At 59.6% G+C, this 14,491-nt stretch carries 14 protein-coding genes and 1 tRNA gene; 8 read left to right on the top strand and 7 right to left on the bottom strand.

The features are described 5' to 3' along the window. Window positions 1-7: 7 nt before the first annotated feature. Window positions 8-1,534: a Re/Si-specific NAD(P)(+) transhydrogenase subunit alpha gene (pntA, locus tag AACQ43_RS18945; RefSeq protein WP_168968299.1), complete on the bottom strand. Its 1,527-nt coding sequence runs from the start codon at window positions 1,532-1,534 to the stop codon at window positions 8-10. Between the two features lie 507 nt (window positions 1,535-2,041). Further along, a complete protein-coding gene (gene yqhD / locus AACQ43_RS18940) occupies window positions 2,042-3,205 on the bottom strand; it encodes an alcohol dehydrogenase (protein WP_168968297.1) in 1,164 nt (387 codons plus the stop codon). A 146-nt stretch (window positions 3,206-3,351) separates the two neighbouring features. Here yqhD and AACQ43_RS18935 point away from each other — a divergent pair, with 146 nt between their 5' ends. Continuing rightward, entirely contained in the window at window positions 3,352-4,254 is a 903-nt protein-coding gene (locus AACQ43_RS18935; protein ID WP_168968295.1) for an AraC family transcriptional regulator, read from the top strand. Between the two features lie 17 nt (window positions 4,255-4,271). Next, window positions 4,272-4,784, top strand: a complete 513-nt coding sequence (locus tag AACQ43_RS18930; protein WP_168968293.1) for a lipocalin family protein — start codon at window positions 4,272-4,274, stop codon at window positions 4,782-4,784. Between the two features lie 65 nt (window positions 4,785-4,849). Here the strand turns inward: AACQ43_RS18930 and AACQ43_RS18925 are convergent, their stop codons facing one another. Both AACQ43_RS18925 and AACQ43_RS18920 read right to left on the bottom strand, forming a co-directional pair. Beyond that, a complete protein-coding gene (locus AACQ43_RS18925) occupies window positions 4,850-6,742 on the bottom strand; it encodes a methyl-accepting chemotaxis protein (RefSeq protein ID WP_076362093.1) in 1,893 nt (630 codons plus the stop codon). 209 nt (window positions 6,743-6,951) lie between these two features. Then, a complete protein-coding gene (locus tag AACQ43_RS18920) occupies window positions 6,952-7,449 on the bottom strand; it encodes a lactoylglutathione lyase family protein (RefSeq protein WP_113740328.1) in 498 nt (165 codons plus the stop codon). Between the two features lie 100 nt (window positions 7,450-7,549). Between AACQ43_RS18920 and AACQ43_RS18915 the strand changes: the two genes are divergently transcribed. Next, window positions 7,550-8,422, top strand: a complete 873-nt coding sequence (locus AACQ43_RS18915; RefSeq protein WP_168968291.1) for a LysR family transcriptional regulator — start codon at window positions 7,550-7,552, stop codon at window positions 8,420-8,422. Between the two features lie 41 nt (window positions 8,423-8,463). Here the strand turns inward: AACQ43_RS18915 and AACQ43_RS18910 are convergent, their stop codons facing one another. The 3 genes from AACQ43_RS18910 to AACQ43_RS18900 form a co-directional block, all read right to left on the bottom strand. Continuing rightward, window positions 8,464-9,342: a DUF2971 domain-containing protein gene (locus tag AACQ43_RS18910; protein WP_168968289.1), complete on the bottom strand. Its 879-nt coding sequence runs from the start codon at window positions 9,340-9,342 to the stop codon at window positions 8,464-8,466. 122 nt (window positions 9,343-9,464) lie between these two features. Then, complete coding sequence (locus AACQ43_RS18905; RefSeq protein ID WP_168968287.1) at window positions 9,465-10,841, bottom strand: phosphatidylserine decarboxylase family protein; 1,377 nt, start codon at window positions 10,839-10,841, stop codon at window positions 9,465-9,467. A gap of 292 nt (window positions 10,842-11,133) precedes the next feature. Then, window positions 11,134-11,210: transfer RNA gene (locus AACQ43_RS18900), tRNA-Trp, on the bottom strand. Between the two features lie 208 nt (window positions 11,211-11,418). Here AACQ43_RS18900 and AACQ43_RS18895 point away from each other — a divergent pair. From AACQ43_RS18895 to AACQ43_RS18875, 5 genes are all read left to right on the top strand, one after another. Further along, window positions 11,419-11,961 (top strand): hypothetical protein, encoded by a 543-nt coding sequence (locus AACQ43_RS18895; protein WP_016352300.1) that lies wholly within the window; start codon window positions 11,419-11,421, stop codon window positions 11,959-11,961. Between the two features lie 99 nt (window positions 11,962-12,060). Then, window positions 12,061-12,255: a hypothetical protein gene (locus AACQ43_RS18890; RefSeq protein ID WP_123785055.1), complete on the top strand. Its 195-nt coding sequence runs from the start codon at window positions 12,061-12,063 to the stop codon at window positions 12,253-12,255. Beyond that, window positions 12,236-13,156 (top strand): aspartate carbamoyltransferase, encoded by a 921-nt coding sequence (gene pyrB, locus AACQ43_RS18885; RefSeq protein ID WP_016352301.1) that lies wholly within the window; start codon window positions 12,236-12,238, stop codon window positions 13,154-13,156. The genes AACQ43_RS18890 and pyrB overlap by 20 nt, the downstream gene beginning before the upstream one ends. Before the next feature lie 16 nt (window positions 13,157-13,172). After that, window positions 13,173-13,637 carry an aspartate carbamoyltransferase regulatory subunit gene (gene pyrI / locus AACQ43_RS18880; protein WP_011707750.1) on the top strand — a complete coding sequence of 155 codons (465 nt, stop codon included), beginning with the start codon at window positions 13,173-13,175 and terminating at the stop codon, window positions 13,635-13,637. A 217-nt stretch (window positions 13,638-13,854) separates the two neighbouring features. Beyond that, the gene (locus AACQ43_RS18875) at window positions 13,855-14,346 is read left to right on the top strand and encodes an arginine repressor (RefSeq protein WP_016352302.1); all 492 of its coding nucleotides are present in this window, start codon (window positions 13,855-13,857) and stop codon (window positions 14,344-14,346) included. The last annotated feature ends 145 nt before the right edge of the window (window positions 14,347-14,491 follow it).

The following is a 14,491-nucleotide window of genomic DNA, read 5'->3' as shown; positions in this document are numbered from 1 at the left end:
AACCCCCTTAATCCTTACGGAACATCTTCAGCATGCGCTGAGTGACGGTGAAGCCACCGAAGATGTTGATACTGGCAATCAGCACGGCGACGAAGGCCAATGCGGTGACCAGGGTCGACCCTTGCCCAATCTGCAGCAGGGCACCGACCACGATAATGCCGGAGATGGCATTGGTGACCGACATCAGCGGCGTGTGCAGGGCGTGAGAGACGTTCCACACCACGTAGTAACCGACCACGCAGGCCAGGATGAATACGGTGAAGTGGGAGAGGAACGCCGCAGGCGCCACGGCAGCAACCCAACCGAAGGCGGCGATGCCGAGGGCACCGAACACGAACTTCTTGTTGGAGGGCTTGGCCGCTTCCTTCTTGGCGGCCGGTTTGGCGGCAGCCGGTTTTTGCGGGGCGGCAGAGACCGAGATGGCGGGCGGCGGGAAGGACACTTCACCGGCCTGGATCACCGTCATGTTGCGCTGCACCACGTCTTCGAAGTTGATGGCAACGTTGCCGTCCTTCTCCTTGCACATCAGCTTCATCAGGTTGACCAGGTTGGTACCGTAGAGCTGGGAGGATTGGGCAGGCAGACGGCCCGGCAGATCGGTGTAACCGATCACCTTGACGCCGTTGCCGGTGACATGCAGTTCACCCGGCACAGTGTATTCGCAGTTGCCGCCAGCCTGGGCAGCCATGTCCACGATCACCGAGCCCGGCTTCATGCTGTCCACCATCTCTTTGGTGATCAGCTTGGGTGCCGGCTTGCCCGGGATCAGGGCGGTGGTGATGATGATGTCCACTTCCTTGGCTTGCTGGGCAAACAGCGCCATCTCGGCCGCGATGAACTCCTCGCTCATCACCTTGGCGTAACCGTCGGAGGAGGAACCATCCTCGCCACCGAAGTCCAGCTTGAGGAACTCGCCACCCATGGACTCGATCTGCTCGGCCACTTCCAGACGGGTATCGAACGCACGCACGATGGCACCGAGGGAACCGGCAGTACCGATGGCGGCCAGACCGGCTACGCCGGCACCGATCACCAGTACCTTGGCGGGCGGCACCTTGCCGGCTGCGGTGATTTGGCCGGTGAAGAAGCGACCAAACTGGTGCGCGGCTTCCACCACGGCGCGATAGCCACCGATGTTGGCCATGGAGGAGAGGGCATCGAGGGACTGGGCACGGGAAATCCGCGGCACCATGTCCATCGCCATCACATTGATGTTGCGCGCGGACAGCTTCTTGACCAGCTCAGGGTTCTGGGCAGGCCAGATGAAGCTCACCAGGGTGGCACCATCTTTAATTTGTGCGATCTCGGCATCGGTCGGCGCATTGACCTTGAAGATGAGGTCGGCTTGCCAGACGCTCGGCACCACGTTGGCACCGGCAGCCTCGAAGGCGGCATCATCGAAGCTGGCCAGCAGGCCGGCACCTGCCTCGATGGCGACCTCGAAGCCGAGCTTTTTCAGCTGCTCAACGGTGGCCGGGGTCGCTGCGACCCGGGTCTCACCGGCGAGACTCTCTCTCGGTATTCCAATCTGCATGACTATTCCCTGATGGTTAATAAACAATCGCTGCCCAGTGTCGCATTTCTGGCGAAACAAGACATGACCAAAGTGCAGGTCACGGGCCCTTTGTTATGAAAATCAGTAGGCTTTACCTCAACCTCCTGTCATGGCCAGGCCCCCGCTTTTCAGGCGCGAAGGTGATTAGTATCAAATTTTGGAGTTTTATTACAACCGCAGTCCCGGCGGGGCGCGTACAGAATTCAGCCCGTCCCGGACCATGATTTAAAAAAACAAACCAAATTAGCGACTTATACCAGTAAAAAGCGCTGGAAAAAGTGATCCAACCAGTCAAAAAAAATGTTTTACCGGCCCTCTATCTTAGCGCTTTTTGTTCTTACGAAATCCGCACGGATCACAGATATCGGGCCGAAAACGAAAAAAGTAACTGTTTTGTAACAGACAAGGGGCCGGCTACCCGCCAAATGAGCGGATCCGGCCCCTGCTATTTAATCGTTTCGATGGTGACGGGCCAGTGCGCCCCGTTTACCAGGCCGCCTCATAAATATGCTGGCTCTGCACCAGGTCGATATCGCCGTGCTCGCCGATGGCGGTCATGCCGTGTTCCGCCAGCTTGCCGAGCATGGTATCAATTCCTGCGTCCGCCACGCCGTAATCCCGCAGCCGGGTCTTGACCCCCATTCGCTCGAAGAAGTCGCGGGTCGCGGCGATGGCATCGTCGATGCGCTCCGCTTCGCTGCCGCTGCGCAGATCCCACACTCGCTCGGCGTATTGCAGCAGCTTGGCGTGTTTCTGCTGGCGCTTGGCCTGCAGCAGGGCCGGCAGCACCACTGCCAGGGTCTGGGCGTGGTCGAGGCCGTGCAGGGCGGTGATCTCGTGGCCCAGCATGTGGGTCGCCCAGTCCTGCGGTACACCGGCCCCGATCAGGCCATTCAGCGCCAGGGTGGCGCTCCACATGATGTTGGCGCGCACCTCGTAGTTTTCCGGTTCCACCAGCGCCTTGGGGCCCTCTTCCAGCAGGGTCAGCAGCAAGCCTTCGGCGAAGCGGTCCTGCACCTTGGCGTTGACCGGATAGGTGAGGTACTGCTCCAGGATGTGGATGAAGGCATCCACCACCCCGTTGGCCACCTGACGGGCCGGCAGGGTGTAGGTCAGCACCGGATCGAGCACGGCGAAGCGCGGCATCACGAACGGTGAGAAGAAGTGCACCTTGTCGCCGCTGCTGCGACGGGTCACCACGGCGCCCATGTTCATCTCGGAACCGGTAGCCGGCAGGGTCAGCACGGCGCCGAGCGGGATGGCGGAGCGCACTTCGTTGCCCACGGTCTCGAGGATGTGCCAGGGATCCCGGGCCGGATCATAGTGGGCGGCCGCGGCGATGAACTTGGTGCCGTCGAGCACGGAGCCGCCGCCGACTGCCAGCAGGAAGTCGACCCGCTCGGCGCGGGCCAGCTCGACCGCTCCCATCAGGGTTTCATAGGTGGGGTTGGGCTCGATGCCACCGAATTCAAACAGGGTCATGCCGGCCAGCTCGCTGCGGATCTGGGCCAGCAGGCCGCTACGCACCACGCTGCCGCCGCCGTAGGTGATGAGGATGCGGGCATCGCGCGGCAGCTGTTCACGCAGCTGGGCGACCTGGCCCTTGCCGAACAGGATCTTGGTCGGGGTATGCAGGGTAAAGTTGTTCATCGACATTGCCTTTGTGAGTATCTGGCGGCTTGGCCGCAAAAATGTGATTGCATTTTTCTCCAGACAACCAATACCATCAAGGCAACATCCTGCTTTATTTTTGCCTATTCCTACAAAGCAGCCAAAACAGAACCCAAGAGTATCCCATGCAGACCCGCTACACCGATCTCGCCGCCAAGCTGGCCCGCCACGTCACCGCCCCAGGCATCACCCCCTCGCCGGTGGATCAGGTGAGCCTCATCTACACCACCGAATACCACGGCCGCACCCCGGTGCTCTATCAGCCGCGGATGATAGTGATCCTGCAGGGGCACAAGGTGGGCTATCTGGCGGACCAGGTGTTTCGCTACGACCCCAACCACTACCTGCTGATGACCCTGCCGCTGCCCTGCGAGTGCGAGTGCTTCGCCTCCCCCGAGCAGCCTCTCATCGGCTTCTCCCTCGAGATCAACCTGGTGACCCTGCAGGAGTTGCTGCTGGAGCTGGGGGATGCCCTGCCCGCACTTGCCCCGCAAAAGAGCGGCGTCCACTCAGTACCCCTGTCGGAGGCCATGTTCTGCGCCGCCGAGCGGCTGATCGATCTGATGGACAAGCCCCACCACGCCAGAGTGCTGGGGCCGCAGACGGTGCGGGAGATGCTGTTCTACGCCCTGCACGAGGGGGGCGGCCCGGCGTTGCAGGCGCTCGCCAATCGCCACAACCATGTGGGCCAGATTGCCCGGGTGCTGCGTATGATAGAGTCGCGTTACGCCGACAACCTGACCATGGAGGAGCTGGCGCGGGAGGTGAACATGAGCGTCTCCGCCTTCCACCACCACTTCAAGGCGGTCACCGCCACCTCGCCGCTGCAGTACATCAAGTCGTTTCGCCTCCACAAGGCGCGGATGATGATGCTGCACGACGGCATCAAGGCGGGGACCGCGGCGACCAGGGTCGGCTACGAGAGCAACTCCCAGTTCAGCCGGGAGTACAAGCGCTTCTTCGGCAGCACGCCGACGGATCAGGCCTCCCGCTTTAGGGAAGGCCAGCTGCGCATCATAGAGGGATAACCAGAGAGGAATTGTTCATGCGTGCACTGCTTTACCTGCTCACCGCCTGCCTGCTGACGGCCTGTACCGGCCTCGCTGACGGCATCCGCCCCGTTACCGGCTTCCAGCTCGATCGTTATCTTGGCACCTGGTACGAGATAGCCCGCCTCGACCACGGTTTCGAGCGCGGACTGGAGCAGGTGAGCGCCACCTACAGCCTGCGCGACGATGGCGGGGTCAAGGTGCTCAACCGCGGCCAGCAGAGCGACGGCAGCTGGCGCGAAGCCGAGGGCAAGGCCTACTTCGTCGACAAACCGGACGAAGCACGGCTCAAGGTGAGCTTCTTCGGCCCCTTCTACGGCGGCTACAACGTCATCGAGCTGGACCCCGATTACCAGCTCTCGCTGGTGACCAGCTACAACCACGATTATCTCTGGATCCTCGCCCGCTCACCCAATCCGCCCAAGGACAAAGTGGATGCCCTAGTCGCCAAGGCGGCATCGCTGGGCTTTGCCACCGATCAGCTGATCTGGGTCAAACAGACCCCTTGAGCCTGTCGTGAAATAAGAAAGGGCAGCCCGCGGGCTGCCCTTTTTCATGAACGTTCGAGTGATGATCAGAGCCTGAAGCGGCCGATCTCCAGCTCCAGCCGCTCGGTCAGCCCCTTCAGCTCGGCCGCCTGCGCAGCCTCCTGATTGGCCTGCTCGGCCAGCTCCTGGGAGACGTGACGGATGTTCTCGGTGTTGCGGCTAATCTCGCTGGTGACCGAGGTCTGCTCTTCGGCCGCCGCCGCAATCTGGGTCGCCATGTCGCTGATGGCGCCGATTGCCTCGTTGATCTGCCCCAGGCTCAGGTTGGCAGACTCTGCATCCTCCACGCTGGTACCTGCCAGCTGGCGGCTAGTCTCCATGCCGCTCACCGCCCGGCGGGTGGTCTGCTGCAGGGTCTCGATCATCTGCTGGATCTCGTCAGTGGAGTCGTGGGTGCGGCGTGACAGCACCCGCACCTCGTCCGCCACCACCGCAAAGCCGCGGCCCTGCTCGCCGGCCCGGGCGGCCTCGATGGCGGCGTTGAGCGCCAGCAGGTTGGTCTGCTCGGCGATGCCGCTGATGGTGGCCAGAATGCCGCTGATCTTCTGGGCGTGGGCATCCAGCTCCACAATGATCTGGCTGGCATCGGCCACTTCGTCAGCCAGCCCGGTGATGCTGCGCTGGCTCTGACCGACCTGTGACTGACCAGCGACCGCCAGCTTGACCGCATCGCCGGAGGTAGTGGCGGCAAACTCGGCGTTGCCGGCGATCTCCTGAGTGGCGGAGGCCATCTCGGTCACCGCGGTCGCCACCATCACGATCTCGTCCTGCTGCTGGCGCACCCGCTGGCTGCGGGACTGGGCGCCGGCCGCCTGGGCGCGGGACTGGGCCGCCAGCTCGACGGTGACGTCGCGCAGCCGGCTGACGATGCCATGCAGCCGCGCCACGAACTGGTTGAAGCTCTCCGCCAGCTGACCCACCTCATCCTTGCTGCGAGTGTTGATGTGCACCGTGAGGTCCCCCTCGCCGTGAGCGATGTCGTGCAGCGCACCGGCCACCCGGCCCAGATCGGCAAACAGATACTTGAACATGGCGGTGAGCAGGGCGCTGAACACCAGCATCAGCACCAGGGTCAGCCCCACCAGCTGCCACAGCAAGGAGGCGAGCGGCGCCTCCAGCACGTCGCGATACATCACCATGGCCAGCAGCCAGTCGGTGCCCGGCACCGGCTGCACCGCCAGCAGCACGTCGCGCCCGTCCAGGGTGGCGGCGTGCAGTTCGTTGTTCTCGCGGCCCCACTGCTGGAAGGTGGCCGCCGACAGATCGGGAGAGAGCTCACCAATCTGCTTGAGCGCCAGCTCCTTGTTGGGGTGGCCGACGATGAGGCCGCTGCTGTCGAGCAGCATGGCGTACCCCTCGCCCTGCACCTGCATCGCCAGCACCTCGTCGATCAACTTGTCGAGCGCCAGGTTGGCCCCCACGGCGCCGACCAGTTCGCCCTGATGGAGCACCGGCTCGGAGAGAGTGACCACCAGCTTCTGCATGGTGACGCTGACATAGGGAGCGGTGACGATGAGCTGCCCCGCCTTCACCGCGTCCTGATACCAGGGGCGCTCGCGCGGGTCATAGTTGCCGGTGTTGAGGGAAGGATCCTGGCGGGTCATCACCCCCTGGGTCGAGCCAAAGTAGGTGAGCCCGAACCCGCCCGAGGTATAGGCCTGCTTCAGGTGCGGCACCAGCTCGGCCTGCGGGTTGTCGGCGATCAGATTCACCAGCGCGTGTACCGTGTTCTTGCGATCCGCCATCCAGTCGCCGATGGCGACCGAGTAGGCGTGACCATAGTTGACCGCCTCGCTCTGGATGGCGCTCATGGTGCGGGATTTGAGGGTGTGAAAGGCAACGATGCCGAGCAGTGAGGCCATCAGCAGCACCACCCCCAGACTGGTGGCCAGCAGCTTGCCGCGCAACGAAAGTGTCATGACTACGGATCCTTGTTGTTGTGACGGGCCAGGGAGAGACCCTTATTTAATCAAGGCTATCGGCCACATGCTGAACAGACTTTAGTGAATCCCAGTATTTTTACATCTATCAACAACAGAACCCGCTATCTGCATGAACAAGATCGCTATTCCATGCTACTGACCATCGCAACAACAAAGCAGCAGGCCGCCCGAAGGCGGCCTGTCACTTACCCCTGATATGCACCGGCGGAGTAGGTCAGCTCATAGCTGTGGCTGTAGATCTCGACGATGTTGCCGAAGGGGTCTTCCATGTAGACCATGCGGTAGGGCTTCTCGCCCGGATAGTATTCGCGCACCGGCATCCGCTGCTTGCCACCCGCTGCGACGATGCGCGCCGCCAGCCCCTCGACATCCGGATCCTGCACGCTGAAGTGGAACACTCCGGTCTTCCAGAATTCGAAGTTGTTTTCGCGCTGCTCGCTGTTGGGGAACTCGAACAGCTCGATGCCGATCTTGTCGCCGGTGGAGAGATGAGCGATGCGGAAAGAGCCCCAGCCCGGGCCAAATACGTCGTTGCACATCACGCCGATGGCGGAGTCATCCTCGCTGATGGTGGTCGCCGGCATGATGAGATACCAGCCCATCACCTTGGTATAGAACTCGACTGCCTTGTCGAGGTCAGTCACCGTGATGCCGATGTGGGAGAAGTTGCGCGGGTAAGTCATAAGTCACCTTGAAATTGTGTGTGGGAAACAGGTGACATGATAGGAAGAGACGCCATAATGAAAAATAAGGTCAAACTCATGGAATGCATAAATTAAATTTATGGTTAATCCACTCTGGCTCCACACCCTGGTGGTGGTGCATGAAACCGGCAGTTTTACCCGTGCCGCCGATCGGCTGGATCTCACTCAGGCCGCCGTCAGTCAGCATATCTCGCGCCTCGAGGCCGAATTCGGCCCCCTGCTGCTGCGCAAGCCCCGTCAGCTGGAGCTCACCCCGCGCGGACTGGTGCTGCTCGACTTCGCCCGCCAGCAGGCGCAGGCCGCCGAACAGCTTCGGGCCCGTCTCTCTGACGATGACCCTCACCGCGGCGCCATCACCCTCAGCACCCCCGGCAGCATTGGCCTGCTGCTCTATCCCCTGCTGCTCGACCAGCAACAGGAGCACCCCGGACTCACCATCCAGCACCGCTTTGCCCCCACCCCCGACATAGTGCAGGCGGTGCTGGCAGGGCGCAGCGATCTGGGACTGGTGGATCAACCGCCGGAGCACCCTAGCATCGCCGCCGAGCCCTTCGCCCGCGAACCCCTCTGTCTGGTGGTGCCCAATGACGGTGAGGAGCAGAGCTGGCAGCACCTCTGTCAGCTCGGCTTTATCGATCACCCGGATGGCCGCAGCATGGCTCAGCGCCTGCTGGGACGACGCTACCCCGGCCAGCGCTTTGACGAGATCCCGCTGCGCGGCTTTACCAACCAGATCGGCCTGATCCTGGAGCCGGTCGCCCGTGGCCTCGGATTTACCGTGCTGCCCCGCTTCGCCGTCACCGCCTTTGCCCAACAGGAGAAGATCCGGGTGCTCCAGAGCCGAATCGAGGTGATCGACACGCTCTGGCTTATCTACCGCGCCGAGTGGCCGCTTCCCGCCCGCCACCTGCGGTTGGTGGAGACTCTAAAAGAACAGGTTAAAACGATATAATTACCAACTGAGACATTTCATTCATGTTCTTGCGATTATGTTTATAAGGATGAACTAATAAGCCTAATCGCAACTTTATATTCATTTTTTAACGCATACGCTTCATAAATTTCTTTAACCCCTATTTCATTTGCTATAGCTAGCATTTCACTCTTATCTTCATCTGACATCTTATCACCAATAAAAATCCTTCTTATCGAACCTTCCCTATATCTTAAAAGCAATTCTTGCTTATGATAGTTAATATATCTTACTTCATTTTCATACCTCCACTCCTTGCTCTTTGAACACATCATACTACCCAGAATCATTCCCACATCAAATTTAGATGAGGCATCACCTGAGCAACTCATCCTCATTAGTTCAACTGGGTTTAGCATTAATGGTTTTTCTCGATACTCAACCTTAAAACTAAAAACATCATCGTCTCTGAAAATTAAAGGATTATTAGTCCCAAGCTCCATTTCGGCAGAGTCTAGCTCTAAAGCAAAACCTCTCAAGCCGTCACCATAATGCCCCCACATCAATGGTTCAGAAATAACATCGCACTCATCAGACTTGGTAATAAAGCAGCTAATGCCTGATTTTAAAAAATCCTGTCTTTGGTTTTCCAGAATATCCTTGGCAATGTTAACCAAGATAGTTTTAAGCTCATCATCACGCCCAAAATCAAAAACCTTCAGCATATATTCATCTATTGTTTCACACCCATTTCCGCGGCACATTGTTTTGAATGCGTTTTTATTCCATAGAGCAGTGACCAGCTCAATCAGTCCTTTACTATCAACAGGCTTAATTGATTCTTCATATAACCCTTCGAATGGATCATTAAACTTTATAGGAGAAGAAAACCACGAGGAGTAGTTAAGCAGTGCCCTTTTTGAATTTTCATTGCATGGCTGAAATTTAAATAAACTCACTAACTCCTCCAAAAAAATAAAGATGTATTACTGCTAATGTGGGAGCAAGTTATAAATAAAACAAGCTAAGAATTATAAAAAAGGCCGCCTCTAGGGCGGCCTTGTACTATCCAGTGACGGTACTACTTAACCCGGGCGATGGCGGTATTGAGCCGCATATTGGTCGCATCCAGCCCGGGGGTCTGGCCATGGAAGTCGAACTCCAGCCTGACCCCAGGACGGAACAGCAGACAGTGGGTAGAGCCGCCGAAGTGGAACATGCCGAGCGGATCTCCCTTCTGCACCCGATCCCCCGCCTGCACCGTGATCTCGCAGCTCGACACCTCGGCCATCCCCACCGGCACCACGCACATCAGGCCGATTTTGGGGTTGTCGGCCTCGATGAAGATGAGTGCCCGGGTTGCCACCGAGGTGAGGAACGGCTGGGAATTGTTGGGGGCGCTGGGATCCGCCCCCTGCGGGTCGGCAAAGCCTTCGAACTGGTTTTCCAGATAGTAGGTGCCGTTGACGATGCGCACCTTGCGGATGATGCCGCTCACCGGGCTGTGCCAACGATGGTAGCTGAGCGCGCTGAGGAAGGCCTGGTAGACGGTGCCGCCTTCGAAACGGGGCGCCAGATCGTCAAAATCGAGCATGTTGTCCAGCGAATAGGGCTGCCCCTTGAGCCAGAACTGATCGCTGCGGCTCACCTCCTTGCACACCTGCAGTGGCGCCGACTCGCAGGCGTTGACGATGACACTGTCATCCGTCGGCGCAGATACCGGCCGCACCCCGGCCCGAAAACGTCGGGTGAAGAAGTCGTCCCAGCAGCGGAACCCGTGGTATTCGGCTTCCGGCTCGCACTCGAAGATCTGCTCGAAGCTGCTCGGCGTGGGGTTGGGCCCCTCCCCGACCGCCTCGTTCGCCACCTTGACCATCTCGGCCTTGGCCACCTTGCCAAGCCAGGGCACCACCAGGGTCTCCTGATCCAGCCGGCTGACCGGCTCATTCAATACATAACGGGAAGCCGGGCTTTGCAGAAACTGGGCCCAGTAGTCGAGGATCTTTTTGAACTGCTGGTTGATCAGGGCGTTGGCAAAGAAGTGATAGCCGGCCTGGGTGGCCATGGGCCAGTCGAGCAGGGCATTGATGGGAAAACCGATGAGACCGGATGGCTCATGGCTGGGGATGTCCTGATACGCCTCGGGCGCCGTGGTCATGATGCCGTTGAGCAGCCCCAGGAACTCCTCGAACGAGCGTACCTCCGGCTGACCGAGCGGGGTCAGGTGCTTGTGGCGCCAGGCTTCCTTGAACATGGCTTCGGCCTGGGCATGCAGCGCAGGGTCGGCATGGACCAGATCCCGCAGCTCGGCGATAGGGGGCACCAGCACCAGCGCCCGCTGCTGCTGGGTCACGTAGTGCTTGATCCGCCGGATCCAGCGCTCGATATGGGCGCCATCGCGGGGGATCCAGCCACCGGGACGGGACTTGTTCAATCGGGTTTCCACTGCCTTGTTCATGGTTCGCTCTCCTCAGCTGATGTTCACGCCCACAATCCACGGCTTGAGCATTGAGTGCCGGCCTGCCAACGGCAGACCAGGGCACCGACCCTGTTATGTAGCACAGGGAGCGCGGCGGGACGATTGCCAGAAACGACAGGGCAAACCGGCGCAACAACGACTAGCGGTCGGGATGAACGAGTACAACGGGAGGGAGCGCCCTGCTACAGCAGGCGGGACAAGGGACGACGGGAAAAAACGGGAGACCCGGAAAAGCGAAAAGCCAGCTCAATGAGCTGGCTTCTCTGAAAAATGGCAGGGGCGGCAGGACTCGAACCCGCAACCATCGGTTTTGGAGACCGCTGTTCTACCAATTGGAACTACGCCCCTGCAACAAACGAGGCGAATTATACAAAGCCGGGATCAAAGGTAAAGGCTTTTTTCTCACTTTCGGTGCGATTGAACAAAGGACGAGCAGATCTCGTCACTTTTTACAGCCAAAGGGGGTAACTCGCTGTATTTACAGCCTTGTTTGGGTAGGAAAGCAGCGGCAATGGGGGTAGGGTGAAGAGGTGGCCAGGCAATGAGGAGGCTGCTCATGCTCAATTATCGGTTACTTCAACAACTTGCACCGCTCAACTTCCGGGATGAGAGCAAAACCGAGGCCCTGCCGGACTATCTGGCACGGGTCGCCCCGCTGGTGCCCTTCATTCCCGACAATGTGCTCTCCCAGTGGATTTACCGCCATTGGCGCGGTTTTGAATCCAACTGGAGCTTTATCGATCTCGCCCGCCACCAGTTCGAGTGTGAAAGCTGGCCCACCGCCAGGATCATCGAGCAGACCGGCTCCCGCCATATGGAGGTGGTCGAACGCTGGGGCGAGATGCTGAGACACAACCGTTACGTCCGTCGCTCCTGGCTCGGGGAGTACATGCTGAGTCAGGGTACCTGGTCCGAACCCATCATAGTGCTGGCATCGGCGGCGGGCAGCAGCTACCCGGACGGTCACCCGCTGCCACAACCCTATTGCCTGCTGGAGGGGCACCACAGACTCGCCTATCTGCGCAGCATGGCCGAAGATGCGCAGCCATTGCAGGCTGAACACCAGGTGTGGGTTTGCCGGCCAGTTCACGACAGTTAAACGTTTTTCAGTGCAAATCTTGCCTTTGAAATAAATTTTTGACAATTCAAAATGCGACTCTATAATCTGTCCGGTTTGAAAAAAGGTCAGGACAGGACGATGCAGTTTTTGCTGAAAAAGACAGCCTTGCAGACGGGTGGAGCGCACCAGAGCGGCCCCGTTGTTTCCGGTTCCCGACCCACAGATCCCCAATTGTTTTTAAAAAAAGCCCCTGTTTCAGGGGCTTTTTTTTGTGCCCGAAAAACCTTCATTGATGTCAAAGGGAATGCAGACGATGACCAATCCACTCTATAAGAAACATGTCATCTCCATTTCGGACCTGACCCGGCCCGACATGGAACTGGTGGTCGCAACCGCACAGCGGTTGAAGGCCGAGCCCGACACCCGCTTGCTGAAAGACAAGCTGGTTGCCAGCTGCTTCTTCGAAGCCTCCACCCGTACCCGCCTGTCGTTCGAGACCGCGGTCCAGCGCCTGGGCGGCAACATCATCGGCTTCGCCGACGGTGGCAACACCAGCGCCAAGAAGGGCGAGACCCTGGCCGACTCCATCAAGATCATCGGCTCCTACACCGATGCGGTGGTGATGCGTCATCCGAAAGAGGGGGCTGCCCGCCTCGCCTCCGAGTTCTCCCGCGTGCCGGTCATCAACGGCGGTGACGGTTCCAACCAGCATCCGACCCAGACCCTGCTCGACCTCTTCTCCATCCACGAGACGCAAGGCAAGCTGGACGGTCTCAACGTCGCCTTCGTCGGTGACCTCAAGTACGGCCGTACCGTGCACTCGCTGGCCCAGGCCCTCAGCCTGTTCAACTGCCGCTTCTTCTTCATCTCACCGGAAGCGCTGGCGATGCCGGATTACATCTGCGAGGAGCTGGAAGAGAAAGGCATCCAGTTCAGCGTGCACGAGACCATGGAAGAGGTAATGCCGGAGCTGGACATCCTCTACATGACCCGGGTTCAGAAAGAGCGCTTCGACGAGACCGAATACAAGCACATGGCCGCCAAGTTTGTGCTGGAAGTGGCCACCCTGGAAGGCGCCAAGCCCACCATGAAGATCCTGCACCCCCTGCCCCGCGTCGACGAGATCGACGTCGCGGTCGACAAGACGCCCCACGCCTACTACTTCCAGCAGGCGGAGAACGGGGTTTATGCACGCCAGGCGCTACTGGCTCTGGTACTGAACGAAACCGTCTAAGGGAAAGGGGTATATCATGTCCGAGAAGAACCAACTGCAAGTCGAAGCCATCCGTCACGGCTCCGTCATCGACCACGTCCCCGCCGGCCAGGGCATCAAGATCCTCAAGCTGTTCCAGCTGATCGAGACCCAGGAGCGCATCACCGTCGGTTTCAACCTGAAATCCGGCGCGCTGGGCAAGAAGGATCTCATCAAGATCGAGAACACCCGCCTGACCGAACAGCAGGCCAACCAGCTGGCGCTGTTCGCCCCCAAGGCGACCGTCAACATCATCGAAGACTTCGCCGTGGTGAAGAAACACCAGCTGGAGCTGCCGGAGTTCATCGCCGGGGTGTTCCACTGCCCCAACTCCAACTGCATCTCCCACAACGAGCCGGTGGACAGCTACTTCCGGGTGCGCGAGGTGAAAGGCGTGGTACGGATGAAGTGCAAGTACTGCGAGAAGTCCTTCACTCAGGACATCGTCAGCGAACGCTACTGATAGCCAGACTCAAAAGATATCCAGGTGGGCCCCAAGGGGCCCATTTTTGACCCCTGTCACATCACCAAATAACCAGTTGGTTATAATTTGCCATCCAAACAGAGCTATTCCCGCTCATTTCCTGCCAGTGCATTGATTGCCAGTATTTTTTGCTGATATTCAGCGAATGCGGCAGATATCGAGCGTTTACCGTCGGTCATCATCAAAGGAATTCGCCGTGGTCAAAACCCTCAGTCGTCCCGTGGAACAAGAGCCCGATCTGGCCCAGCTGGATGCCTGTCGCCAGATCATCGGCCAGCACTGCTACAGCACCCAGGAGGAGATCCGGCGCGAGCTGTCGGAGCGCGGTTTCGCCGACATCAGCCAGTCCACCATCTCCCGCCTGCTGCGCCGGCTCGGCGTGGCCAAGGCCCAGAACGCCAACGGCAAGAAGGTCTACACCCTGGTGGACGAGCAGCTGGAGCCCGCCGGCAGCACCCGCTCCATCCACGACATGGTGCGCGAAGTGGTGCACAACCAGCAGATGGTGCTGATCCACACCACCCCGGGTGCCGCCACCGTGGTGGCCCGCCTGCTGGATCGCAACGCCAATCCCGAGATCATGGGCGCCGTCGCCGGCAACGACGTGGTGCTGGTCGCCCCGCGCCACATCAGCCGCACCCGTCAGGCCCACGCTGCCGTGGTACGCACCCTGGCCCAAGCCCGCTAAGCCCTCTCCCACAAATAGCTCGAGGCGACCCGCGGGTCGCCTTTTTGTTGCCGCTGATATGCGCCAAAACGGTTCATCCGTATCCGTTCTCTCCTCTCCACGACTTGAATCGTCATGAGTCAGCCATAAAAAACGGGAGCCACCG

This window comes from Aeromonas sp. DNRA1 (genome assembly GCF_963888745.1).
GTDB classification, from domain to species: domain Bacteria; phylum Pseudomonadota; class Gammaproteobacteria; order Enterobacterales; family Aeromonadaceae; genus Aeromonas; species Aeromonas hydrophila.
The sequence above is the reverse complement of the archived record's forward strand: the minus strand, read 5'-3'. Positions and strand labels throughout refer to the sequence as shown.